22 protein-coding genes are annotated in these 22,757 nt (G+C 64.1%); 7 read left to right on the top strand and 15 right to left on the bottom strand.

Features of this window, described 5'->3' with window-relative positions:
• Positions 1 to 16: 16 nt before the first annotated feature.
• Positions 17 to 1,156 carry a glycerate kinase gene (locus IV501_RS05480; protein WP_200555471.1) on the bottom strand — a complete coding sequence of 380 codons (1,140 nt, stop codon included), beginning with the start codon at positions 1,154 to 1,156 and terminating at the stop codon, positions 17 to 19.
• 334 nt (positions 1,157 to 1,490) lie between these two features.
• Between IV501_RS05480 and IV501_RS05475 the strand changes: the two genes are divergently transcribed.
• On the top strand, positions 1,491 to 3,212 hold the full coding sequence (locus tag IV501_RS05475; protein ID WP_200555340.1) for a hypothetical protein: 1,722 nt from the start codon (positions 1,491 to 1,493) through the stop codon (positions 3,210 to 3,212).
• A gap of 108 nt (positions 3,213 to 3,320) precedes the next feature.
• Here the strand turns inward: IV501_RS05475 and IV501_RS05470 are convergent, their stop codons facing one another.
• Entirely contained in the window at positions 3,321 to 4,160 is an 840-nt protein-coding gene (locus tag IV501_RS05470) for a bacteriorhodopsin (protein WP_200555339.1), read from the bottom strand.
• A gap of 133 nt (positions 4,161 to 4,293) precedes the next feature.
• On the opposite strand from IV501_RS05470, the gene IV501_RS05465 reads away from it, so the two are divergent.
• Entirely contained in the window at positions 4,294 to 4,782 is a 489-nt protein-coding gene (locus IV501_RS05465; protein ID WP_200555338.1) for a MarR family winged helix-turn-helix transcriptional regulator, read from the top strand.
• A gap of 13 nt (positions 4,783 to 4,795) precedes the next feature.
• Here IV501_RS05465 and IV501_RS05460 read toward each other — a convergent pair whose 3' ends face one another.
• Both IV501_RS05460 and IV501_RS05455 read right to left on the bottom strand, forming a co-directional pair.
• Positions 4,796 to 6,013 (bottom strand): Acg family FMN-binding oxidoreductase, encoded by a 1,218-nt coding sequence (locus IV501_RS05460; RefSeq protein WP_200555337.1) that lies wholly within the window; start codon positions 6,011 to 6,013, stop codon positions 4,796 to 4,798.
• A complete protein-coding gene (locus IV501_RS05455) occupies positions 6,013 to 6,396 on the bottom strand; it encodes a DUF805 domain-containing protein (RefSeq protein ID WP_200555336.1) in 384 nt (127 codons plus the stop codon). Before IV501_RS05455 ends, IV501_RS05460 begins: the two co-directional genes overlap by 1 nt.
• Before the next feature lie 332 nt (positions 6,397 to 6,728).
• On the opposite strand from IV501_RS05455, the gene IV501_RS05450 reads away from it, so the two are divergent.
• The 3 genes from IV501_RS05450 to IV501_RS05440 all read left to right on the top strand — a co-directional run bounded on the left by IV501_RS05450 (position 6,729) and on the right by IV501_RS05440 (position 9,964).
• Positions 6,729 to 7,862, top strand: a complete 1,134-nt coding sequence (locus tag IV501_RS05450) for a glycosyltransferase (RefSeq protein WP_200555335.1) — start codon at positions 6,729 to 6,731, stop codon at positions 7,860 to 7,862.
• Positions 7,863 to 8,687: 825 nt separating this feature from the next.
• Positions 8,688 to 9,002 carry a VOC family protein gene (locus IV501_RS05445; RefSeq protein ID WP_200555334.1) on the top strand — a complete coding sequence of 105 codons (315 nt, stop codon included), beginning with the start codon at positions 8,688 to 8,690 and terminating at the stop codon, positions 9,000 to 9,002.
• Positions 9,003 to 9,406: 404 nt separating this feature from the next.
• Entirely contained in the window at positions 9,407 to 9,964 is a 558-nt protein-coding gene (locus tag IV501_RS05440; RefSeq protein WP_200555333.1) for an SOUL family heme-binding protein, read from the top strand.
• A 16-nt stretch (positions 9,965 to 9,980) separates the two neighbouring features.
• Here IV501_RS05440 and IV501_RS05435 read toward each other — a convergent pair whose 3' ends face one another.
• From IV501_RS05435 to IV501_RS05410, 6 genes are all read right to left on the bottom strand, one after another.
• Entirely contained in the window at positions 9,981 to 10,460 is a 480-nt protein-coding gene (locus IV501_RS05435) for a hypothetical protein (RefSeq protein WP_200555332.1), read from the bottom strand.
• Positions 10,461 to 10,894: 434 nt separating this feature from the next.
• Positions 10,895 to 11,383, bottom strand: a complete 489-nt coding sequence (locus IV501_RS05430; RefSeq protein WP_307812191.1) for a DUF305 domain-containing protein — start codon at positions 11,381 to 11,383, stop codon at positions 10,895 to 10,897.
• Between the two features lie 141 nt (positions 11,384 to 11,524).
• Positions 11,525 to 12,244, bottom strand: a complete 720-nt coding sequence (locus tag IV501_RS05425) for a hypothetical protein (RefSeq protein WP_200555331.1) — start codon at positions 12,242 to 12,244, stop codon at positions 11,525 to 11,527.
• A gap of 699 nt (positions 12,245 to 12,943) precedes the next feature.
• Positions 12,944 to 13,621 (bottom strand): cation diffusion facilitator family transporter, encoded by a 678-nt coding sequence (locus IV501_RS05420; protein WP_200555330.1) that lies wholly within the window; start codon positions 13,619 to 13,621, stop codon positions 12,944 to 12,946.
• The gene (locus tag IV501_RS05415) at positions 13,621 to 13,953 is read right to left on the bottom strand and encodes an ArsR/SmtB family transcription factor (RefSeq protein ID WP_200555329.1); all 333 of its coding nucleotides are present in this window, start codon (positions 13,951 to 13,953) and stop codon (positions 13,621 to 13,623) included. The genes IV501_RS05420 and IV501_RS05415 overlap by 1 nt, the downstream gene beginning before the upstream one ends.
• Positions 13,954 to 14,241: 288 nt before the next feature.
• Complete coding sequence (locus IV501_RS05410; protein WP_200555328.1) at positions 14,242 to 14,826, bottom strand: TetR/AcrR family transcriptional regulator; 585 nt, start codon at positions 14,824 to 14,826, stop codon at positions 14,242 to 14,244.
• Between the two features lie 73 nt (positions 14,827 to 14,899).
• Here IV501_RS05410 and IV501_RS05405 point away from each other — a divergent pair, with 73 nt between their 5' ends.
• Positions 14,900 to 15,949 carry a zinc-binding alcohol dehydrogenase family protein gene (locus IV501_RS05405; RefSeq protein WP_200555327.1) on the top strand — a complete coding sequence of 350 codons (1,050 nt, stop codon included), beginning with the start codon at positions 14,900 to 14,902 and terminating at the stop codon, positions 15,947 to 15,949.
• 48 nt (positions 15,950 to 15,997) lie between these two features.
• On the top strand, positions 15,998 to 16,648 hold the full coding sequence (locus IV501_RS05400; RefSeq protein ID WP_200555326.1) for an NAD(P)-dependent oxidoreductase: 651 nt from the start codon (positions 15,998 to 16,000) through the stop codon (positions 16,646 to 16,648).
• Between the two features lie 263 nt (positions 16,649 to 16,911).
• Here IV501_RS05400 and IV501_RS05395 read toward each other — a convergent pair whose 3' ends face one another.
• From IV501_RS05395 to IV501_RS05375, 5 genes are all read right to left on the bottom strand, one after another.
• On the bottom strand, positions 16,912 to 17,430 hold the full coding sequence (locus IV501_RS05395) for a VOC family protein (protein WP_200555325.1): 519 nt from the start codon (positions 17,428 to 17,430) through the stop codon (positions 16,912 to 16,914).
• Between the two features lie 94 nt (positions 17,431 to 17,524).
• On the bottom strand, positions 17,525 to 18,202 hold the full coding sequence (locus tag IV501_RS05390; protein ID WP_200555324.1) for a TetR/AcrR family transcriptional regulator: 678 nt from the start codon (positions 18,200 to 18,202) through the stop codon (positions 17,525 to 17,527).
• A gap of 19 nt (positions 18,203 to 18,221) precedes the next feature.
• Positions 18,222 to 19,511, bottom strand: coding sequence for an ABC transporter permease (locus IV501_RS05385; protein ID WP_200555323.1), 1,290 nt, complete (start codon positions 19,509 to 19,511; stop codon positions 18,222 to 18,224).
• Positions 19,508 to 20,221, bottom strand: coding sequence for an ABC transporter ATP-binding protein (locus IV501_RS05380; protein WP_200555322.1), 714 nt, complete (start codon positions 20,219 to 20,221; stop codon positions 19,508 to 19,510). Before IV501_RS05380 ends, IV501_RS05385 begins: the two co-directional genes overlap by 4 nt.
• A gap of 122 nt (positions 20,222 to 20,343) precedes the next feature.
• A complete protein-coding gene (locus tag IV501_RS05375; RefSeq protein WP_200555321.1) occupies positions 20,344 to 22,740 on the bottom strand; it encodes an ATP-binding cassette domain-containing protein in 2,397 nt (798 codons plus the stop codon).
• Between the last annotated feature and the right edge of the window lie 17 nt (positions 22,741 to 22,757).

Here is a 22,757-nt window from a genome sequence, read left to right as displayed (position 1 = left end):
CGCCGGTGCCCGCGATTCAGTCGAATTCGCGCTCGAACCGCTTGGCAAGTTCGGCCCCGGCGACCCGTGCCCAGGTGAGCGGATCGGCGTAGGCCGCGGCGCCCGAACCCGCCAGCGCCGTCAACGAGGTGCTCGCGGCGAACCCGACAGCGGCCGCGGAGATCAGCCCGGCGACGAGCGCGGTGGGCACGCCATGCGCGTCGGCCGTTGCTCGCACGCGGTCGACGACCTTGCCTTCCCCGGTCTGCTCATCGAAGCGGCCCTCGCCGGTGACGACGAGATCTGTGTCGCGTATGGCCTCGTCCAGCCCGATCAGTTGCGCCACCGAGTCCGCTCCCGAGCTGCTTGTCGCACCCCAGAGCGAGAGCCCGAACCCGGTGCCGCCCGCCGCGCCGGCCCCGGCGCGCGTGCTCAGGGCCACGGCATCCGTGCTGGTCTGGCTGATGATGCTGGTCTGTCTGATCACGCTGAGCAGGTTGCCGAGGTTGCGTTCGAGCAGCGGAAGATCGTCAGCCGATGCGCCCTTCTGAGCGCCGAAAACGTACGACGCACCCGTCTCGCCGAGCAGCGGACTGCGGACGTCGGTGAGAACCTGCACTCCGCCGACGGGCAGGGCGCGGAGCCCGTCGAGCTGAACGGCGGCCAGGGTGGCGAGCCCCGCGTTCCCGTCCGGTGTCTCGGCGCCGTGGGCATCGACGAACCGTGCGCCGAGTGCCCGCAGGGCGCCGACCCCGCCGTCGGACGACGAACTGCCGCCGATGGCGAGCTGCAGCTGTGAGACGCCCGCCTCGAGCGCCGCCGCGATCGCCTGCCCGAACCCGCGGGTGTGGGCATGGAAGGGGCGGAGTGGATCGAGCAGACCGAGTCCGCTGGTGTTGGCGAGCTCGACCACCCCGATGCCGCCCGGGAGCAGTGCCCAGTGGGTGTGGACGGGGCGATCGTCGGGGCCGTCGACCGTGATCGGCATTAGTCGCGAGTCGTCTACCGCGGCAACGATCGCAGCCATGGTGCCCTCGCCCCCGTCGGCCATCGGTCGCAGGACCAGGTCATCGTCGGCGCGCACGGAGTGCCAGCCGGCCGCGATGGCCTCCGCTATCTCGCTCGCGGTCGCGCTGCCCTTGAAGGAGTCGGGGGCGATGACGATGCGTCGGCGAATCGCGCCGCGGATCAGTGCACCGCCTTCGTCGCGAGGGCGGCGATCGCCTTCTCAGACTTCGTCGTCTCGGGCATGGCCAGCTGTCCTTTCGGGGCGGTCGATCGATTTCTCCATGGTAGGCAGCGACGACCCCGATCTTCCCGGGAGGTGCGGCCCATTCGGGACGACATCCGTTTCCGTATCGCAACGCTTCTGTCAGAGATCCTTACCGGACCGGCCGTCGGACCGCGCTCAGGTCGCTAACCCTGCCGAGCTCAGAGCGGTAGCGCTCCACGACACGGGCGGGAGCGTCAGCGATGCCGATTGCTACGTCGTGGTGAACACGGGGACGAGCATGACTCGTGCGCTCTGCTCGGTGCGTGGACCAGAGGGGGCCGCCCCGGATGCTGCCGCCACCACCACTGCCGCCACCACCACCACCACAACCGTCGAGCGGTGGCACCCCGAGACGGGACGCACGAGCCCGGTAGCCCACCTCCGCACCTCCGACGGCCGAACTCTCCTCGATGTCGAGGTCGCCCCAGGCGAGGCCCAGATCTTTGTACGGATGGCGGGCACCGAGCCAGTCGGTACCGCCGCGGACATCCCATCGTCGCAGACGACGACCCTCGACATTCCGATCGCCGGGCCATGGGAGGCCGAGCTGTTGCCAGTGCTCGACAACCGCCACGGCGACTTCGAGTTCGGCGGTGACGCTCTCGGTGTGGAGACCTGGCATGTCGACACCGCCGCGACACTCGAGGGTCCGTGGGAGCCCCGCGCGGTGCGGGACTCGCTGCGCTTCTTCCTGCTCGGGCCCCTTCCGGCGGAGCGCGCTGAGCACCTGTCGGCGCAGTTTTCGAGCGTGTCGCGGCTCGATACCAGTGAGGTGGTCAGCGTCGACGGTGTGAACCTGCGGTGGCGGCCGTACCGGTTCTCGACCGAGACTGGCATCGTCGACGACCCAGTGCAGCGCGACAGGATGACCGGGCCGCACGGCCTCAAGTCGGTCTCCGACGACTTCCTCGACCCGACCGTCGTTGATCCGGAGGCTCATCCTGGCGACGTCTATCTTTTCTGGAGCGCGGTCGACGGCGGCGCGTCTTCGACCGAGCGCACGGTGACGATCTCAGCGCGAATCGGGCTGTCGGTCTGGATCGCCGGGCATCATGTCGGCAGCAGATCGGCTGTGCCGGTGCATCGTTTCGCGCCGTGGAACCTCCGCGATGCGCGTCCGAACCTCTCCACCGAGCAGATCACGCTCGCTCCCGGCGGCAGCGGTGTGGTCGTCGCACTGACGGTCGCAGACGACCAACCGTCGCGGGCGGCGGTGGCGATCGGGGGAGTTTTCACCGCCGAGCGCCCGAAGAGCAGGCTGGCGTGGTGGTTCGGGTCGACGCCGGCTCTCGAGTATCGCCCTGCTCGAACGGATGACGGCCCGCGGCCGATCTGGGTGCGAGCGGTCATCCCGCCCGGTGCCACCAGCGTCACGGTGCGCGCCACCGAGCCAGTGATTGAGGCCCGGGCGGGCGGTGTCACGCTTCCGGCGAGCTCGGTGCAGGCGCCGAGCGATGAGCGCGCCGCGGTCGTGTCGACCGTGACGCTTTCCGGGGCGGTCGGCCCGCTGCTGATCCGGCTCTCTGAGCCGTCGGTCGTGGGTCGCGAGCCCGTGCTGGTCGAGCCGCTGCGCTGGCAGACCGCCGCCGGCATCCTGGATCTCGCACTGTGGAACGACCTCGGCCTTGCCGACTACTCGGGGGCGATGATCTACCGTGCTTCGGTCAGTGTGCCCGACGGGCAGTTCGTGTCGGCGCGACTGGAGTTTGCCGGGCTAGTCGGCACGGCGGCGGTACGCGTCGACGACGTCGCGGTCGGTATCGTCTTCGGTGGCTCGACGCTAGACGTGACAGCGGCTGTGCGCGGGGGAGTGCATCACCTCGAGATCGAGGTAGCGAACACGCTGGCGAATTTCGCGGCGCGGCTTCCGTCGCCGTTCTCCGGCATTCAGATGCCGTCAGGTGGCTTCACGGCGGCGACGCTTCGGCTGCAGGCGGTGACCCCGCACCCGAGCTCGTGAGTGGCGGCTCTGACAAGAGCGAAGCACCCCGGCCTCTTTGCGGAGACCGGGGTGAGTGCATGCGGTACAAGCCGGGGCCGCCGTGGAGTACACGGTGGCCCCCCATCCTTAGACGGTGTTCGATGCTGAGGAGCGCGCTGCAGGTGCGGCATCCTCCCGGGACGTCTCGATTGCTGCGAACTCACGGTCGTCGGCGTAGGACTTCATCTTCGCCACGCGGAAGATGATGAGGGCGTACACGGCTTTCGCCACGATGTCGGCGATCGAGTAGCCGACCTGCTTGTAGACCCAGGCGTCGGAGCCGGCGATGTTCAGCAGCGGGAGCAGGTAGGCGATGGGATAGACGCCCCAGCTCAGGAGGAGAAGAAACCGGAGTCGGCTCAGGGTGCCGCGCACCTCGATGGGCTGGTTCTTGAGCGATTTGCTGAGCTGGCTGAAGAGAATGTACAGGATGTAGAGGAACGGGATGGTCGACAGGATTCCGAAGATCCCTCGTACCGTGTTGTCGCCGCTGATCTCCCCCGGATAGCCCAGGGCGATCATGAGCGCGGCAGCCGGAACGAGGCGGAAGAGCAGCTGTGACTGCACCTTGCGGGCAAGCGCCAAAACGGCCACGAGCTCGACCAGGAGCAGCGGGACCGTGAGAAGCCAGTCGACGTACCGGTAGCCCTCGTTGAATGACTCTCCGACCGCCTGGGTGTACGTGCCCGTACCGCCGACGGATTTGGTCACGAACGCCGATCTGAACGAGTCGAAGATGCGGAAGTAGTGATACGCGGCGATTCCGCAGACGACGATCGCGACGGTGATCGCATTCCGATAGCGGGGCAGGATGCGAGGCAGCGAGATGACCAGGAAAACCGCAGTGAACAGTTGCGCGGCTATCACCAACGACAGGAAGTTGTAGACGGTAACGAATTGCCCGTGCGACAGCGCATCAGGAATCACAATGTCCTCCAAGATCGGCCGGTCGATGCGGGATGCATCGGCTTCGGTTGTTTAGTTCAGATACTAAACTGTAATCTGTCTAAACGATAGAGCTGGCAAGGTAACATATGGTTCGACAGTGTTGAACGGCGAGATGAGGCCCAAAATCGACGTCGAACCGACCAGCGGCCATCAGCCTGAGCGGCATGTTCTGCAGGGTTTTCCCGACACGGCCGCCCGTTTCGTGCGCGCGATGGAGCAGAACCAGCGTCGTGTCGCGGCGGAGCGCGGGCTCTCGGACTTCGATCTTCGCGCGATATTTCGTATCGCCGCAGCCGGCTCGGTCACACCCAAGCAGCTGGCCGTCGACCTCTCCGTGACAAAGGGTGCCATCACCGGGCTCTCGACCCGACTGGTCGACGCCGGTCTGGTCGCCCGCGTGGAGCATCCGCTCGATCGGAGGAGTCTCCATCTCGAACTGACCCCCGCGGGTCATGCCGCCATGCGCGAGATGCACGACGACTTCAAAGCCCGCCTCTCGGCAGCGGGTACGCCGCTCGGTGACGATGAGTTGTCTGCTGCAGCTTCCGTTCTGCAGGCACTCACCCGACGCCTGGTCGACCAGGGCGGCGACCTTCCGTAAGCGCCCCCGAGGTTTATGGTTTGTGTACGAGAGCGCTCGCGTCTCGTCTCATCGACTCCGGGTACTGAGTCGTTGCGGTGCCCATGCGCACGAGCATCTGGATGGTCTGGCCGTCGGGTGCGTATTGCGCGTGGATGGCGGCGTAGGGAGCGGCCATTGTCGGGTATTCCTGCAGCACCTGGCTGAGGGGCTGCATGACGAGCCCGAGGGTGCGGGCGCGGAGGCTGAATTGTGCGTACAGGATCCCTGCTTCGACTTGCTCGGTGCGGGTGTTTGCCGGGGTGCTGATGAGACCGTATGCCGCGGTGTGGTCGACTCCGGCGGCGGTAAGCGCGATCGCATTCTTCGCACCCGCCGCATCATCGTTGACTGAAGGAACCAAAGTGATGAGGCCCTGGAGGAAATACTTCATAAACCCGCTGGTGCCCTGTCCTTCGACGGCGAAGCCCGAACGTGCCGTGTTCTTCGCCTGCTCGGTGCTGTGGAAGACGGCGTCGCTCTCCTTGGTGGCGGCCTCGTACTGAGTCTCGATCAGTGTTCCTTGCTTACCGAAGTTTCCGAGCGTCGTCATGTCGCGCTTGTCGCTCAGGATTGACAGGGTCGCTGCCGAGCCATCGGCGAGATCGCTGAGGTCGCTGGTCTGCGCCGCGGTGAGGGGGGCCGACGTGTAGGGGGAGCGGTTGGTATCCGAGAGGAACAGCGAGGCGTAATCGTCGGTCTTTGCGTCGGAGTCCTTCGCCAGGGTGACCCGCGCGACCGGTAGCTCGCTCATCGACTTCTTCAGATTGTTCTCGTCGTAGCTGCCGTTCGGGAACAGGGCGAACGTCGCCGAGTAGCCGAGATGTTCAGCGGCGACCTGAAGGTAGGCCAGGAACGTACCCTGGGAGACGAGCGTTTGGCGGGCTAGCGGGTCGACGGCCGGGGTGAGCCGCGTCGGGTCGGTATAGAGGTAGAGCACGCGCGCGTCGGTCTTGTCGAGGTGCACGGTCCACGGCTGCATGTTGTGGCCGCTGGGTGCCAGCACCGCCTGGGCGACCACCTGCATGCGGGGGTCCGCGAACTGGCGATAGTAGGTCGCACTCCACGGTTGAAGGTACGCGGCAGGGACGAAAATTCCCCCCACCGTGAGGATGGTTCCGAGGGCCAGCACGAGAAGGCCCGCGACAGATCCGAGGAAGATGAACGCGGTGCGTCTGGCCCGGTGCTTCGTCACACCGACGCCGTCGGTCATCAGGTCGCCACCGGGCTGGGTGCGATGACCTGCGGCGGAATGGGGCCGGTCTCGCGATGCGGCTCCGCGAGGTGGACGATGAGTACTATCAGCCCCGCGATCGGCAGCAGCAGCCAGAACAATTCCGCCCAGGAGCGGCCTGCATCCCGGAGGCGACGCACCGTCACGGCAAGCGTCGGGATGAGTACGGCCACTCCGAATGCGCCGGAGAGGCTGGCACCGAGATAGACAGTGCCCTGATCGGTGAAGATGTTGAGCGCGTTCAGTGCCACGTGCGCCACAACGCTGAACAGGGCGAACCACCAAAACTCTGGCCTGCCGGCGGTGCCGGAGAAGTCAGCATATTTCCGGAGGACGGCGGTGACCGAGTGGAGCATGTTCATGGGATGCCTTCTGCTAAGGGTGATGACCACTCCCAGTTGACGCGTGATGGTGGTCGCGAGGTAGTGCCATAGGTCCCGAATGTCACCGGGGGAGCAGGTCATCCGTCTCGTCCGTCGATGCCGAGCGGCTTCGCGGGGGATCGCTCATGAGGGGGGCATGCCGTCGCGGTGTCCCCCTTTTACGCGGGGCTTGACTGGGATTTGCAGGGCCATTCTGTTGGCTGCGACCTCGATCGAATGGACGTAGGGTTTCGCCGAGAGCTGGCCATTCACGTCCCATAGAGAAGGACTGACGCCATCTCGATTTCTATCCCACAAGTTAAGGGCTCAACATGAAGTTTCTCTTTGCCGGTGTTCCCGCCTTCGGGCACCTCTTGCCGCTTGCCCCTTTGGCGGCAGCGGCGCGAGCCGCGGGGCACGATACCGCGGTTCTGACCAGCGGTGGCATGGTCGACGCTTTGCGATTGGATCTTCCAGACACGCCCGTCCTCGCCGCTGGGCCCATGCCGGATGCGCTGTTCGCCGAAGTGGCCCGCAGGTACCCCGGTAGCGATCCGGCTCGCAATCCTGAGCCCGAAACGGTGGCGTCCTTTTTTGCCGGTGCGCGAGTCGACCTGACGGCTGACGCGGCCATCACGGCCGCTCGAGGATGGGGGCCGGATGTGATCATCGCTGAGGCTACAGATTTCGTCGGACCGATGGTCGCGGCTGCCTTGGGTGTTCCCTACAGCGTCTTGGCTTTCGGGCCCGCTGTGCCACCTGAGTTCACGGCGCCGATGTTCTCCATGGTCGCGGAGCGCTACGCAAGTCGAGAGTTGACCCCATCGCTTCCGACGAATTACATCGACCCAACTCCGCCCAGCCTCCAGCAACAAGGCTGGGTCGCGCCAGCGAACCATCTGCTCTTCGGAGCGCGCCCCCATAGTCGACCGGTCCCGGCCGACTACATCGCGCCTCCCGCAACGCCGGGAAAAACGAGAGTGCTCGTCACACTCGGTACGGTCTTCTCCAGTGAGGAAACGGTCGAAGCCATCATCGAGAGCATCGACCTTGGGCGCTTCGACATCGTCGCGACGGTAGCAATTCAGCCTGACGACGTGCTGCCCGAGAACCGAGATGGCGTGACCTTCGTGAGGTTCGTTCCTCTAGGCGAGTTACTTCGCGGGGTTAGCCTCGTCGTGAACTCGGGTGGAGCTGGCACCGTTCTCGCATCCTTTAGCGAGGCACTCCCGATGGTGATCATGCCGCAAGGGGCCGATCAATTCATCAACGCTGCGGCTGCGGCAAACAGTGGCGCAGCGGTCGTCGTTTCGTCGCCCAGCGAAGTCGGAGCCGCGTTGCATCAACTCGTCGATGACGATTCCGCCACTCGGGCAGCGCGACGCGTGGCGGACGAGATGGCCGCGATGCCCACGCCTGCGGATGTCATTTCTACGGTGGTGGCTCAGGTGACGGCCTCTGCCTGACCACCCAGGATCTCGACTCGACAACCTTCCGCGTGAGACGTCGGCCTCCGATCGCTGGGCTCGGGCACTCTTACGCGCCCCGGCGAGGTGTTAGATGATGCTATGGATAACCCCTCCGGAGACGACCCTCGCGATGAGGGCGCTGCTGGCGTGCCGGTTCCAGAAGAGTCCGACACGAAGAGCCAGGGCAGCAGTGCCCGGAGTGAGAAGACCAAGAAGATTCTGGCTGACGCCGACCGGCGTGACGATGAAGCCACAGCGCGCGACACAGTCTCTGATGAGCGGGCCGAAGCAGCCGACCGTCAGGCGTTCCTCGACTCCAGCGCAAAATATCCTGGGCACGGAGAACGGCGCGCAGCAGCTCTGGACCGATCCCACGCGAAAAGCGATCGTGAAGCATCCGCAGACGACCGAGCCGAACTCACGGCAGAGATAGGCACGCCTGACGGTGCGGAGACGACTGGCTCGGAGCGACCCTGATCGATCGCTCCTCGGCGAATGGCTACTCGCTGTAATCGCGATAGCGCGGTAAAGGGGAGATGCCATCGCGGTGTCCCCGTTTCGCGAGGCGCTTCCCTGGGATCTGCCGGGCCATTCTGTTGGATGCGACCTCAAGGAAATGGACGCAGCGTGTCGCCAAGAGTGCGTCTAGATCTGGTTCGGACCAGGGGTTTTTTTGCCCTGCCCGGATCAGATCACGGCGTACGCGAGCCCGACCCTCAACCAGGACGAACGCTCCTCGGGCTATTCGCGTCAAGTCAAGGAGTACAGGGCTATAAACCCATCGATGCCGTATAGCGAGGGATCGAGCACGTCGGCATCACGGTGCCTGATATCGAGGCGGCGACCGCGTTCTTCGTCGCTGCGCTCGGTGCGGAGACGATTTACGACCTCGTCGACAAGACCGAGGATCCTCTGACCGGTCTGGACGGCGCGCTTGGCGTCGATCCCGCCGCGTCAATCACGGCAATGCGGATGCTGGACGGCCCGGTGGACATGCTCCGAGATGAGGCGGGCAACAAGAACTACTACTGGTACTTCCACGCGCCGTGGGGTGGTTCGTTTGAACTCGTGGCCATCCCCTCACCTCAGGAGTATGAGTCCACTACGCCGATCCGTCGATGGCATCCGCCAGCCTGATCGCGAACGAGAGTGACAGCCGTCAGCGCCCCTGCCATGACGGTACCGCTCGGCAACGCACGAGCTGCCATCAGTTGGTCATTGCCGGAATGATGGCACCGGCGAATACCTGCCATGCGAGTGACGGTACTGGTCGAGCCGGGCGCGAAGAAGTAGATGAGGATGACGATCCAGGGCACCGCCCCAACAATCGAGCCGAGGATGGCCACCGCCGACGCAGCGACGATGGCCAACGCTGGGGCCTGCATCGCGAAAGGATGCCTCGATGTGGACGAGTCGACTAGGGCCAAAGGTCACACCGAAGAATGAACGGGTGGGCTACAGTCCGAACAGTTGCTCCACTCCTTCGATGCGGAAGCTCAGCGGGCCATCCGCTCTCAAGCCTCACGGAATTCGGTCACCCCATGACAGAACAGCAGCCTTACGAGACTGTCCGGTCCGAGCGCGCCTTTGAACTGAGGCGCTACCCGGAGCACGTCGTGGCCGAGACTCAGGTGTCGGGCGACTTTGAGAGCGCCGGCACCCAGGCATTCCGTTACCTCTTTGGCTACATCAATGGCCAGAACGCCGCGAGACGGTCAATCGCGATGACTGCACCGGTTGTGCAGGGAAGCTCTCAGCGCATTGCTATGACCGCCCCCGTCGTACAGACCGAATCGCGCGGCGCGTTCACGGTTGCCTTCGTGCTGCCCGCAGGTCTGTCCGAGGCTTCGGCGCCGGTCCCCACCAGAAGCGAGGTTGCTTTGCGCACCGTCGCACCTCGGCTCGTTGCAGCAGCCCGGTTCACCGGTCGCTGGAGCCAGGGCTCCTACGAGGAACATCGGTCTGCACTGCTTGTTGCGCTTGCGGATGCCGGGCTTACCCCGGTGGGCGAGCCGTGGTTCGCCCGATTCGACCCACCCTTCACTCCCTGGTTTCTGCGCCACAACGAGGTTCTGGTGCAGGTGGCTCAGACGGCGTGACCGGGGGAGAGCTTCGCTAAATGAGCCCGAGAATGGACTTCACCAGAGCCTGGGCATCATCCGTTTGCGGCACGACTATCGACACTTCGTGGCTCATGATGGTTTCGGACACCAGGGTTGAACCGACGATCTTGTCGCCTGTCTTCATCACCAACCGCGCCGTGCTTCCCGACTTCGCGGCTTGTTCGGTCAGCGCCTCCAAGAGTGCCGCGCCTGTGCCGGTGAACGTGACGTCTATCTCGCTCTGGCCGTGATTTTCGACGACGGAGGCCTTCTGAACGCCCGCGTCCTGGAAGGCAACCGGCATGACGACACCTTCGCCGTTGACGAGAACACAGTGCGCATCAGAGCTGTCTGCACACGTCTCCGAAACCGCCAGTTCAAGCTTCGCTTGGCTGGACGGCTCGGTGGCCTTGGACGCGCTAGTAGTCGCGCACCCACTGAGCGCCAGGGCGCATAAAACGAGGGCGGAAAGTCGGATGTTTCGTGCGAACATGTAATCCCCTCGAGTGGGTGAGCCTCATGCGCCTTAACGCGACTATAGCTCAGCAAATAGGACACCGCCAGCGACATGCGCGGCCGCGTAGGGCTGAAGCGTTATCGCAAGAGCGGGGGAGGTGATTCCTTGCTGTGAAGACCGGGCCGATTGCCCTCAACGCGACGTCGATTGGGAAAGCTGGTTATCACCTTCCTGTCGATGAGGTCCTCCTCGTGCTCAGTCCCAGGTGAACATCAGCATCGGGTGGGTTTTCCTGGCAGGTGCGCCGTTCGGCGGCGAGGGCTTCCCGTCGGGTGCTGTGGGGCGGGGTCTGCGATGGGTCGAGCATGGGACCTCCGAAATCAGGGGGTGCGCGCAGGAACTCGTCAGGATCCGAGCGAAGGGAAGAAGGGGGGAGGGGTGCACTGGGGTGGACCCCTCCGGTCTGCTCGCTAGAGAGTGGCCAGCAGGTCCTTCATCTGGGTGATTTCGGCGGTCTGCGACGAGACGATCGACTTCGCCAACGCGACCGCGTCATTGTCCTTGCCTTTGTTGATCTCGGTCTTGGCCATGTCGATAGCGCCGGTGTGGTGCTCCATCATCTGGGTTAGGAAAAGTTTCCCGGCGTCAGCGGCGTTGGCGTTGTCGAGGGCGGACATGTCGCCGTCGGACATCATCCCGGTCATTGACCCGCTCATCGAGGTGGTCGACTGATTCCACGACTTCAACCAGCCGGTCATCGTCGTGATTTCGGGCGACTGCTCGGCCTTGATCTTCGTGGCAAATGCGATCACGTCGGCATTCACGGAGGAGCCCTTCGAGATAAGCATGTCGCTCATCTCGACAGCTTGCTTGTGGTGCGGCAGTATCTCCTGGGTGAAGGTGATGTCCTGGTCGTTGAAGGAGTCCGACGGCGCGGCGGACGAGGAGCTATGGTCCATGCCGCTCATTCCCGACCCGGAGTTCGAGGCTGTCGAGCAGCCGGCCAAGGCGAGGCTTGCCTCAATCACGAAGCCGACCGGCTCTACCGAGCAGCCTTCGACCACCGTAATTGATCATGACGGACGCTGATCAAACAACTGCTAGGCCGGAGTGAGTAGCGCGCGGAGTTCGTAGGAGTCGGGCGGAAATGCGCTCAACGCGTCAGCAAGAGATTCAGGAACCCATTTCACCGTAGCCACAATCTGCACCTGGTGAGCGGGGGAAGCCTGCTGACCAAACGATGACAGCAGCTCGTCCGGCAAGGTGTAAATGATGTCTCGGAGTCGCATCACGTCGGCATGCGCCATGCGACTTGAAACGACGTGGAGCCGGTCGCCAAAATGCGGGCGCAGGGCGATTTCTACAGCACGATCGTTGGTCGACGTCGCGTAGACCAGCGCTTGCTCGCTCTCGCTGCTGAGTTCCAATAGATCTCCGCTCGCGTACAGCTCTTGAGCAGCCTGAATGAGTGCAGGTGAGCTTGGCGCTGGCCGTGACGTGGTCGTGGGGGGGGATGCCTCTTCGTACGCAATAGCGGTCGTTTCCCAGTCGAACGACGCCGGTGAGAGCGGACCAGTTGGGACATCTAAAGACCGCCCGTCCCAGACGCCCCGCACGGTCATCAGCGCGCCGAGGTTGCGGACCCATTCGCTGGCTGAGTCTGGCGGAATCTGAAGCTGAACGGTCTCGGATTCAGAGGGTGCCCCTACTACCGGGTACTGGTAGCGCTCATCGTTGAGTAGAAGCCAGTAGGTGGCGTCGAATTGAAACAGGATGCCTGATGCGACCACTTCGTCGCCGGGTATAAGTGGTCGCATCATGGGGCTTCTCCTAGCAGAAAGCAGCGGTGGGGAGCGACCACGTTTCCGATCGTGCGGTCAGGCCAACCCGGGCACCGTTCGTGCCAACCATCGCATACCAAAAGTATGACGGCGTAGGGCACACCTGTCGCGTGAACTTCTGACATTTCCACTTCAATTCGGGGCTGCCGGCATAGGCCGCTTTCAGCTGGTCCAGTCGCGCCGCGCACTTGCCTGCGGAAGTGACTTCAGAGAAGTCATACGGACTCCAAGTGATCACCTGAGGTGTTACGACGGACGACTGCGTGGTGGGAGGGGTAGGGGACGGAATGGATGATGCGAACGCGGGGGTCGTCAGACCGCCAAATACCAGGCCCATTGTGACGGCCAGTACGCCTACAACTTTCGTGATTTTCATCAGACTGCTTTCTTTTCCGGTTGAGCCATTATCGACTTAGTCCGGATCCTATCTATTCGATAGACGCTCATTTATCAAATTTGTGTTAACTCTTCGCTCGCCTGCCAGGCTCGAGTAGTTCGGCGCGCGATCGCCGCGCGCACCGAGTCGGACACGACGTTTGCTGCCACTTCTCGATCTGGAGCGCCCGCAGACGTGGAGGGGGCACATGAGCAGAGCGCAACTGTTCATGCCAGAAGCGCAGCAGTGCTAACCAGATAACGAGTGCTGGTGAAGACCGTTATCCGTTTTTACTCTGATGTTCAGTTCGAACGGTCGTGGTGGTGGTCGTGCCCGACCTCCCGCTCGCCGGTGAGGGCGGCTACCGGAACGGCGCAGGCGTGTCCGCGCCACGCTTCAATTCCTTCCTTGATCGCCCATCCGGCGATGACGAGCGCGGCGATCGAGTCGGCCCAAGTCCATCCCAGTGTGGCGTTGAGGACCAGGCCGAGAAGCATCGCGGCGGAAAGGTAGGCGCAGAGAAGGGTCTGCTTGGAGTCGGCGATCGCGGTGGGGGAGCCGAGCTCCCGGCCTGTGCGGCGTTCGACCGAGCTCAGCACTGGCATGATGACCAGGCTCACCGCAGCGAGCACAATCCCGATGGTGCTGTGTTCGGCCTCGCGTCCACCCAGCAACCCGAGCACGGTGTCCACCAGGACATAGGCGGCTAGCGCGAAGAACGAGAACGCGATGACGCGCAGCGTGACCTTCTCGCGTTCTTCGGGGTCCTGGGCGGAGAACTGCCACGCAACTGCGGCCGCCGACAAGACCTCGACGACGGAATCGAGGCCGAAGGCAACGAGCGCGGTGGACGAGGCGACCGCGCCGGCGGAGAGCGCAATGACGGCTTCGACGACGTTGTAGGAGATCGTGATCGCAACGACAATCCGGATGCGGCGGCGCAGCACCACACGGCGTGGTTCGGAGAGAGCTGTGCTCATCAGCAGGTGCAGCCGTCGTCGTCGCAGCAGTCCGGTTCGACATACAGCACCACGCGCAGGAGCTCGTCGAGTGCGGGCGTGAGGTGGGCGTCGGCAAGCCGATACCACGTGCGTCGCCCCTCAGGGACTGCCTCAACCAGCCCGCATCCGCGCAGACATGCCAACTGGTTGGACATCACCTGCCGCGAGACGCCGAGAGCGTCAGCCAGGTCGGAGGGAAACGCCGGCGATTCGCGCAATGCCAGCAAGACGCCCGTCCTAGTCGGGTCTGAAAGCGCGTGGCCCAGACGGGCAAGGGCCGCAGTGTGGGTCAGGGTTGCGCCGGTAGCCATCCCAAAACGATACACGCACGGCTGAATTCAGAGCAACGTGTAACTTCTGCTGGTGAAGACCGTTACCCGGTTTCCCACTAAAGCGTGGCTCAGCGGACGACTGCCAACTGCGCCCCAGAGGCTTGAGTGGAGTGATGGCCGCACGACATGGGGAGAATGAGGAGTCCCGTTCGCCAATGAGTGACAGAGCCAATGCGACTCATGTCGACGCTTCCACCTGCTACGGTGTGCGATTCGCGTTGCCGACGCTAATACCCTGCTCGGGCGACGACCTTCGCCTCGATCAAGCTATTCGATCGGCCGACCTAGGAAGAGCGCGATCGCGTCGTCGATGAGTTGGTCGCCGCCCGCGGGTAACACGCGACCGGCGCCGACAAAGGTTGAAACGCCCTGCATGGTCGCTGACATCAGCAGCGTCAGGCGCTCGATCTCAGCCTCGCGAAATACACCGGCCTCGACGCCCGCCTGCATCACATCGCTGATGGTAGAGAACAGGGTCTCGGCGGCGGAAAGCAGGCTTGCGGGCGGCTGGTCCATCTTGGCTGCGAACATCAGGTCGAGCAGTGCGGCGTTGGCGACAGCGAAGTCGACATAGGCCTGGCCGGCTGCCCGAAGGCTTTCCGCATACTCGGTGCGGCTGTCTGCTCCGGCTCGCATGGCGGACGCGAGCGCGAGAAATCCGCGCTCCGCGAGAGCGTCGAGCAACGCCTTTCGGTCGATGAAGTGGCTGCGCGGAGCGCCGTGACTGACGCCGACCTCGCGCGCGATTTCGCGGAGTGATAACTCCTCGACGCCTTTGGTCCGAAGCGCCAGTTCGGCCTGGTCGAGCAGGACCGTCCGCAGGTTACCGTGATGGAAGGGTCGCTCCGACATGCCTCTACGATAGCGGACTCCGACCACTTTACTAGACATTGACTAGTTTCTAGACAGCGTCTAATCTATGCTCATGACTTACATCAATGAGGCACTGTGGCTGCCCAAACGCGGCGGAGATTTAGCCGTCGGCTCTTCGACCTACACGGCCCCGAAGCAGGGCGAGGTGGTTGTGCGAACGCGGGCCGTCGCCGTCAACTTCATCGACGCCATGCCCGGCTTCGCCTACCGATTCGTGCTGCCGTGGCTGAGCTTTCCCGCTGTCATCGGATCGGATGTCGCGGGCGAGGTTGTTGAGGTCGGTGCCGGAGTGACGCGCCTGCAGGTCGGCGATCGGGTCGTGGCGCACGCTGCGGGTACGGAAAAATCCCGCAACACTTCGGCCGAGGGGGCGTTCCAGGATTACGTCGTGCTGATGGCGCACATGGTCGCCCCGCTCCCCGACTCGCTCCCGTTCAAGCAGGCGGCCGTGCTGCCGCTCGCGATGTCGACGGCGTCGTGTGGACTGTTCCAAAAGGATCAGCTTGCGCTCGCACTCCCGACAGCGAACCCCGCCGACCGGAACGAGACAGTTCTGGTGTGGGGCGGGTCGACGAGCGTCGGCGTCAACGCCATCCAACTTGCGCGCAACGCGGGCTACCGCGTCGTTGCGACATCGTCGCCGAAGCACTTCGACTGGCTGCGTTCGCTCGGAGCCTCTGTGGTCATCGACCGCACGAGCTCGGACGTCGTGGATGAACTCGTCGCAGCGATAGGTCACCAGCCGCTCGCGGGCGTCCTCGCGATCGGCTCGGGATCCCTGCCGCCGACCATCGAGATCGCGGCGCGCCTGCCCGGATCCAAACGCGTCTCGACCACCAATCCCAGCCCGATCACGAGCGTGCGTGCTCGGCTGGCTCGACGACGCGGGGTCACCGTCAGCACCATCTGGGGTGGCACCCTGAAAGACAACGAGGTCGGCCCGGCCATCTACTGCGACTTCCTGCCGGCGGCCCTCGCAAGTGGCGCGTACCGTGCCGAGCCCGTCGCGACCGTTGTCGGGGATGGGCTCGCGAGCATCCCGGCCGCGCTCGACCGGCTGAGGGAAGGCATCTCCGCCACGAAGCTCGTCGTCCGACTCTGACGTCGGCTCATCCCTTACCCACCTAAACAAGAAGAGAAGGTTCATCCCATGAGTCAACAGAAGACTGTCCTCGTCTTTGGCGGCACCGGCCAGACGGGACAGCACTTCGTGCGTCTCGCACTGAAGGACGGACTCCGCGTGCGCGCCCTGGCACGCAACCCCGCGAAATTCGGCATCACCGACCCGAATCTCGACGTCATCCAAGGATCCATCACCTCGATCCCGGACCTCGACGCGCTCGTTGCCGGAGCAGATTTCGTGGTCTCGATGCTCGGAAACGCGGCGGAGCAGCGCGAGCACACGATCGTCGCCGACCTCGTTCGGAAACTTGTTCCGGCGATGCGGCGCAACGGCGTCTCACGGTTTCTCCATCAGGCCGGTGGGCTGAGCGCCAGACCGCACCGCCGGCTGCCGCTCGTACTCTGGATCATCCGCCACACCGTCGCTCGCGGCTTCGAGGGACAGCACAGGGACAATGAGGCCGTCATGCGCTATCTCACCGATGAGGCGAACGACATCGAATGGATGGTGCATCGCGCCGGGATAGGGTCCGACGGTCCGTCAAAAGGAGTCCTGCAGCGATCGCGGCGCGCGATCAGCATTGCGACGTTCCAAGACTGCGCCGCATACAACCTGCGTACAGTCCAGGATGCGACGGCCATCCACACGTGCGACGGGAGCCGGTATGGAAAGCCGTGATTGCCTGCTCGCCACAATGGAGCTGCGGCCACGCGCAAACCGACGTGCTCCGTGATGGGCCGAATGGACGCGCGGAACCCGAGAACGAGAGTGCAATCCGCGACGGAGAATTTCAGCACTCTGTCCGAGAAACGATTGGTCAGACGGACAATCGCGGAGGAGGACGAGGTGTCATCCGCCTTTACCCTGATTGCACTTTTTCCAAATAGAGTAATTACAAGCTGACATAATGTGCATTATCAGCGCGAAAAAAGGGCTGAAGGTCAGCCATAGAGTTCGGGGTCAAGCTCATTGATCTTGATCAGTAGTCCGCCGGGTGCCCGCAGCTGGAGTTGGCGCCCGAAGCCTTCGTCGGTTACCGACGAGACGATGTCGACGTCCTGTGTCGACAGTGCCTCCTCGAGCTGTGCAAGATCGGCTGATTCGAAATTGAGTTCGACGTCACCTTCGCCCTGGTCGGGATTCGCTGGGTGGGCAAGAAGTGAAAGCTGAGTTTCTCCCATGGCGAGAAGCACGAAGTCTCCGTCACGAGATCCGTTGATTATCGTCGCGCCGAGCGCCTCGTAGAAGGCAACGGATGCGTGCATGTTCTTGACGTGCACCATGGGCTGCACCGTTACTGCCGGTGGCGTGGTCATGAGTGACTCCTTGGACAGGTAGGTGGTGAGCGCTTTTTCCAACCAGTCGGATAGCGAGTGCTGCTCGTCGATCGCACGATGCTTCACGGCGCGCACGAGGTCTGGTGAAAGCGTCACATTGAACTGTTGTTTATGGGATGGCACAGCTACATAGTTGCACCGCGGTGTCTAGATGTCTAGACATCTAACCCGTCTTCCCCATGACAAGTGTGACAAGTGTGCCGGGGCGTTTGTGCGGCTAGAGGAGGCGATTCCAGATCCATCGCATATTTTCCAGCTCTGAACTGGTGGCCGCCGGGTTCGGTAGACCCGGCGGGGCCGCGATCGCTGGTAAATCTGCCGTCGCTGTCAGATTCGTGTCGCCCGGGCCGGGCAGAGGCATCGGCGGTCGCAGGGTGAGCGCTGCCGCCATCGCGGTGATGAGGGCCGCGGCCGAACGGATGTGATCTTCCGGGATGTCGGCACCGGCGATCGTGCGGAGCTTGAGCTCGACCACGGCAGCGACCTGCCCGGCGATGGGCAGCATGCGTGCGGTCTGTCGTGCGGCGAGCCACGGAGCCGCCGACATGACGCGGAGGCGCGCGTGCACGAGTTCTTGTTCCTCGGTGATCTCGGTGGGAAGTTCTACCAGGGTGAGAGCCCCGGTGAGCACCCCGACAGCGGGGTCATCGAGGTAGGCCTGGCGGCGTTCTGCGCTGAGGTGCGGCAGTTCCCAGCCGAGGAGGGCGTCGTCCTTGGTGTCGAAGTGGTTGAAGAATTGGCGTTGGCTGATGCCGACGGCCTCGCAGATGTGGTCGACGGTCAGTGCGGCCGGCCCGTGTTGGAGGGCCAGCCGCACCGCCTCGCGTTCGATCGACCGCACGGTGGCGCGACCCCGGGCATTACGGGTGTCGCGACCATCGGCGGTGGGTCTCATGACGTCGTCCTGTTCCTGATTATTCGTATCGAAGTGCGTCGATCGGTGTCTTGCGGGCCGCTCGCCGGGCAGGCAGTGTGCCGGCGAGAAATGCTACGACAATAATGAGCAGGATCACGCCGATGATCGACCCCGGCTGGAACAGCAGCAGGTTGAGACCGGCGAGTCCAGCGAGCGCCCCACTGCCGAGTGCGGCATTGATGGGAAGTCCGACGAGGATCGCCACGCCCGCCCCGATGGCGCTGCCGAGGAATCCGATGAACGCCGCCTCGAGGCTGAAGAGGGCGAACACTCTCCCGCTGCTCATCCCCATGGCCTTCATTAACCCGATTTCTCGAGTGCGTTCCTGCACGCTCATGAGCAGAGTGTTGACGATGCCGAACGCAGCGGCCAGAAGCGCAACGATCGCAAAGGCGTTCAGCACGCCCGTGATTCCGGTGATGATCGTTTGAACGACCCCGAGCTGGTCTGCGATCGTTTGCGCCGTCATCCCCTGGGCGGCGACCTTCTTCTTCAGCGCGTCGATAGTCGCGGCGGAAGCATTCTTGTCGAAGTGCGCGACGGCGTTCGGATAGCGAGCCGGAGCCTGGGATCCGGCGTTCTGCTGTTTCGAGAGCTCATTCACCAGCGCCGCGTTTGCTCCGGCACCGCTGCTGAACAGGCTCGCGTTAGAAATGCCCACCACCGTTGCGCTCACTTCGTGCCGAGTGCCGAGAACGTCGGTGAGCCCCACCGTAACCTCGGTTCCGACCGCAGACGAGGCGCTGCCGAGGCGAAGCGCTGTGACGTAATCATCGGGCAGAACGAGCTGACGCTCCGAACTCGACGGGCTCAGCTGCTCCCCCGCCTTGAGGTCGGATTTCGCGATCGACGATGTCGGGGCGATCGACAGCTGATACTTCTCGCTCGACGGCGCGGAGATCCAGTCGATCGACACGGGGGCGATCGGGTCGACACTCTTCAGCCCGGGGATAACTTTGAGGGTGTCGATGTCTGTGGCACTCAATGTTCCCGCCGACCCGGTCAGAGGATTCGCGGTGCCGCTCGACGCGCTGGATGTCGCCGGATCGTACTTCTGAGGCCCGCTGGAGGTGCCGGCGGTAGTCGAGGACTTGGAGATGAGGAACACATCTCCCGCACCGAGCGAGGCGACCTGCTTAGTCACGTAATCAGAGACTCCGGCTCCGAGTGCCGTCGTCAGGGTCAGAGTGAAGGCCCCGACGAAGAGCGCGAGCACGGTGAGCGTAGTCCGCAGTTTGCTGCGTACGGTGTTGGCGGCGGCGGTGCGGATCAGGTCGACGGTATTCATGCGGTTACCGCCTCTGCGGCGGATTCGACGATCCGCCCGTCCCGCACGTAGATCTGCCGGTCACAGCGGGCGGCCAGATCCTCATCGTGGGTCACGATGACCAGCGTGATGCCGTGGTCTCGGTGGAGGGCGAACAGCTCGTCTTCGACGATTGCGCCCGTCGCGCTGTCGAGGTTGCCGGTCGGTTCGTCGGCGAAGATGACATCCGGTTGGCCGACCAGCGCCCGGGTCAAGACCACGCGTTGCTTCTGGCCGCCGGAGAGGTCTGTGGCCTTGTTGCGGGCCTTGTCGTCCAGACCGAACCGGGCCAGAGCCTCCATCCCGCGCCTGCGCCGTTCGCTCGCCGGGACTCCGGCGATTTTCAAGGGCAGAGTCACGTTCTCGAGCACAGACGAGCCGGGCGTCAAGAAGAACTGTTGGAACACGAACCCGAAACGGCGGTTGCGGAGCTTGTTGATGGCGCGGGTCGACAGGGTGCTGGCCTGCTGCCCATCCACCAGCACCGATCCCTCATCGGCCGTGTCCAGTAGCGCGAGGATATGCATGAGCGTCGACTTGCCGGAGCCGCTCTTCCCCACGATCGCGAGCGACTCTCCCCGCCCGATAGCCAGTGAGACGTCGTCGAGAGCCTGAAAACGACTGTCGCCTTTGCCGTACCACTTTGAAAGATGCCGTGTCTCGAGCACGGTGCCAAGCGTTGAAGATGTCATGCATGACAGTCAACCAGTTTGTGCAGTCACTGAAGTACTCCGGAGGGAGTAGTCGACTACGGCATCCGGATGATCTCGACCCGTGCTCGTCCAGTCCCCGCCAGCTGGAATCCACTCCTCCGTCAGCGGGAGCCGGGCACAGACTCCGTGCCGACGTACGCCGCCAGATACTCCCCCGTCAGCGTGGTGCGATCGGCGATCAGAGCGGCGGGCGTGCCCTCGAACACGACCCGGCCTCCGTCGTGACCGGCGCCGGGGCCGATGTCGATGATCCAGTCCGCGTGAGCCATGACCGCCTGATGATGCTCGATCACGATCACCGACTTGCCGGATTCGACCAGTCGGTCGAGCAGACCGAGCAGCTGCTCGACATCCGCCAGATGCAGCCCGGTGGTTGGCTCATCGAGGATGTACAGGTCACCGCTCTCCCCCATGTGCGTCGCCAGCTTGAGCCGCTGCCGCTCGCCGCCCGAGAGGGTGGTGAGCGGTTGCCCGAGACTGATGTAGCCGAGCCCGACGTCGACCAGCCGCTGCAGGATGGCGTGGGCCGCCGGGATGCGCGCCGCACCGGATCCGAAGAACAGTTCGGCCTCGGCCACCGGCATCGCCAGCACCTCGCTGATGTTCTTGCCGTCGAGCGTGTAGTCGAGAACGGATGCCTGGAACCGCTTGCCCTCGCAGACCTCGCAGACCGTGGAGACGCTGGCCATCACACCGAGGTCGGTGAAGATCACGCCCGCGCCATTGCAGTTCGGGCAGGCTCCCTCTGAGTTCGAGCTGAACAGCGCCGGCTTCACGCCGTTGGCCTTGGCGAAGGCCTTGCGGATCGGTTCGAGCAGCCCGGTGTATGTGGCGGGATTGCTTCGCCTCGAGCCGCGGATCGCACCCTGGTCGATCGCGACGACGCCATCCCCCGGTGCGATCGACCCGTGCACCAGCGAGCTCTTGCCCGACCCGGCGACACCCGTGATGACGACCAGGATGCCGAGCGGGACATCCACATCCACGTCGTCGAGGTTGTTCGCCGAGGCGCCGCGCACCTCGAGCACGCCGGTCGATTCGCGTACCTGCTGCTTGAGCTTCGCGCGGTCGTCGAGGTGTCGACCGGTGAGAGTGTCGCTCTTTCGCAGGTCGGCGACGCTCCCCTCGAACACGATCTCGCCGCCGGCGGTGCCGGCGTGGGGGCCGAGATCGACGACATGGTCGGCGATCACGATGGTCTCCGGCTTGTGTTCGACGACCAGCACGGTATTGCCCTTGTCGCGGAGGCGCAACAGCAGGTCGTTCATGCTCTGGATGTCGTGCGGGTGCAGACCGATGGTGGGTTCGTCGAACACGTAGGTGACGTCGGTGAGCGACGACCCGAGGTGCCGGATCATCTTGGTGCGTTGCGCCTCGCCGCCGGACAGCGTGCCCGCCGGGCGGTCGAGCGAGAGATAGCCGAGTCCGATGTTCACGAAGGAGTCGAGGGTCTCCTGCAGTGAACGGAGCAATGGGGCCACCGACGGATCGTCGATCCCGCGCACCCATTCGGCCAGGTCGCTGATCTGCATGGCGCAGGCCTCGGCGATGTTGAGCCCGGCAATGCGGGACGAGCGTGCGCCCGCGTTGAGCCGGGTGCCGCCGCAGTCCGGGCAGGTGGTGAAGGTGACCGCCCGGTCGACGAAGGCGCGGATGTGTGGCTGCATGGCCTCACGGTCCTTCGAGAGGAACGACTTCTGCACCTTGGGAACCAGTCCCTCGTACGTCATGTTGATGTCGCCGACCTTGACCTTTACCGGCTCCTTGTAGAGGAAGTCGTGACGCTCGCGCTCCGTGAAGTCGCGAATCGGCTTGTCGGCGTCGAGAAAGCCGGAGCCCGTGAAAATGCGCACGCCCCACCCGTCCGCCGTGTATCCCGGAATGGTGAGTGCCCCCTCGGCCAGCGACTTGCTGTCATCGAAGAGCTGGCTGAGGTCGATGTCGTTGACCGTGCCCATTCCCTCGCAGCGCGGACACATACCGCCGGTGATGCTGAAACTTCGGCGTTCCTTGGTGGTCGCTTCCCCGCGTTCGATGGTGACCGCGCCCGCCCCGGAGATGGAAGCGACGTTGAACGAGAACGCCTGCGGCGACCCGATGTAGGGCTGACCGAGGCGGCTGAATAGGATGCGCAGCATGGCGTTCGCGTCGGTGGCAGTCCCCACGGTGGAGCGCGAGTTCGTCCCCATCCGTTCCTGGTCGACGATGATCGCCGTCGTGAGTCCTTCGAGGATGTCGACATCCGGCCGCGGTTGCGACGGCATGAACCCTTGAACGAACGAGCTGTAGGTCTCGTTGATCATGCGCTGCGACTCGGCGGCGATCGTGCCGAAGACCAGGGAACTCTTGCCGGAGCCGGAGACGCCGGTGAAGACCGTCAGCCGGCGTTTCGGCAGTTCGACGCTGACGTCCTTCAGGTTGTTTTCGCGAGCACCCTGCACCCGGATCAGGTCGTGGCTGTCGGCGGCGTGGTTCGCAGTCACGTTGTGTGAGGTCATAGTGCAGTCAGCCTAGG

Origin of the sequence: Lacisediminihabitans changchengi, assembly GCF_016634425.1 — a bacterium.
In the GTDB taxonomy this organism is placed as follows: domain Bacteria; phylum Actinomycetota; class Actinomycetes; order Actinomycetales; family Microbacteriaceae; genus Lacisediminihabitans; species Lacisediminihabitans changchengi.
Note: the sequence above shows the minus strand (reverse complement) of the source record. Positions and strands in the feature narration are given on the sequence as shown.

Excerpts from the sequence above, each read along its gene's own strand:
- IV501_RS05475 (WP_200555340.1), top strand. The coding sequence starts at position 1,491 with ATGACTCGTGCGCTCTGCTCGGTGCGTGGACCAGAGGGGGCCGCCCCG.
- IV501_RS05425 (WP_200555331.1), bottom strand. The coding sequence starts at position 12,244 with ATGATGCGACCACTTATACCCGGCGACGAAGTGGTCGCATCAGGCATC.
- IV501_RS05385 (WP_200555323.1), bottom strand. The coding sequence starts at position 19,511 with ATGAATACCGTCGACCTGATCCGCACCGCCGCCGCCAACACCGTACGC.
- IV501_RS05375 (WP_200555321.1), bottom strand. The coding sequence starts at position 22,740 with ATGACCTCACACAACGTGACTGCGAACCACGCCGCCGACAGCCACGAC.
- IV501_RS05405 (WP_200555327.1), top strand. The coding sequence starts at position 14,900 with ATGACTTACATCAATGAGGCACTGTGGCTGCCCAAACGCGGCGGAGAT.
- IV501_RS05415 (WP_200555329.1), bottom strand. The coding sequence starts at position 13,953 with ATGGCTACCGGCGCAACCCTGACCCACACTGCGGCCCTTGCCCGTCTG.
- IV501_RS05465 (WP_200555338.1), top strand. The coding sequence starts at position 4,294 with ATGAGGCCCAAAATCGACGTCGAACCGACCAGCGGCCATCAGCCTGAG.
- IV501_RS05435 (WP_200555332.1), bottom strand. The coding sequence starts at position 10,460 with ATGTTCGCACGAAACATCCGACTTTCCGCCCTCGTTTTATGCGCCCTG.
- IV501_RS05450 (WP_200555335.1), top strand. The coding sequence starts at position 6,729 with ATGAAGTTTCTCTTTGCCGGTGTTCCCGCCTTCGGGCACCTCTTGCCG.
- IV501_RS05430 (WP_307812191.1), bottom strand. The coding sequence starts at position 11,383 with ATGGACCATAGCTCCTCGTCCGCCGCGCCGTCGGACTCCTTCAACGAC.
- IV501_RS05400 (WP_200555326.1), top strand. The coding sequence starts at position 15,998 with ATGAGTCAACAGAAGACTGTCCTCGTCTTTGGCGGCACCGGCCAGACG.
- IV501_RS05420 (WP_200555330.1), bottom strand. The coding sequence starts at position 13,621 with ATGAGCACAGCTCTCTCCGAACCACGCCGTGTGGTGCTGCGCCGCCGC.
- IV501_RS05440 (WP_200555333.1), top strand. The coding sequence starts at position 9,407 with ATGACAGAACAGCAGCCTTACGAGACTGTCCGGTCCGAGCGCGCCTTT.
- IV501_RS05390 (WP_200555324.1), bottom strand. The coding sequence starts at position 18,202 with ATGAGACCCACCGCCGATGGTCGCGACACCCGTAATGCCCGGGGTCGC.
- IV501_RS05410 (WP_200555328.1), bottom strand. The coding sequence starts at position 14,826 with ATGTCGGAGCGACCCTTCCATCACGGTAACCTGCGGACGGTCCTGCTC.
- IV501_RS05460 (WP_200555337.1), bottom strand. The coding sequence starts at position 6,013 with ATGACCGACGGCGTCGGTGTGACGAAGCACCGGGCCAGACGCACCGCG.
- IV501_RS05455 (WP_200555336.1), bottom strand. The coding sequence starts at position 6,396 with ATGAACATGCTCCACTCGGTCACCGCCGTCCTCCGGAAATATGCTGAC.
- IV501_RS05380 (WP_200555322.1), bottom strand. The coding sequence starts at position 20,221 with ATGACATCTTCAACGCTTGGCACCGTGCTCGAGACACGGCATCTTTCA.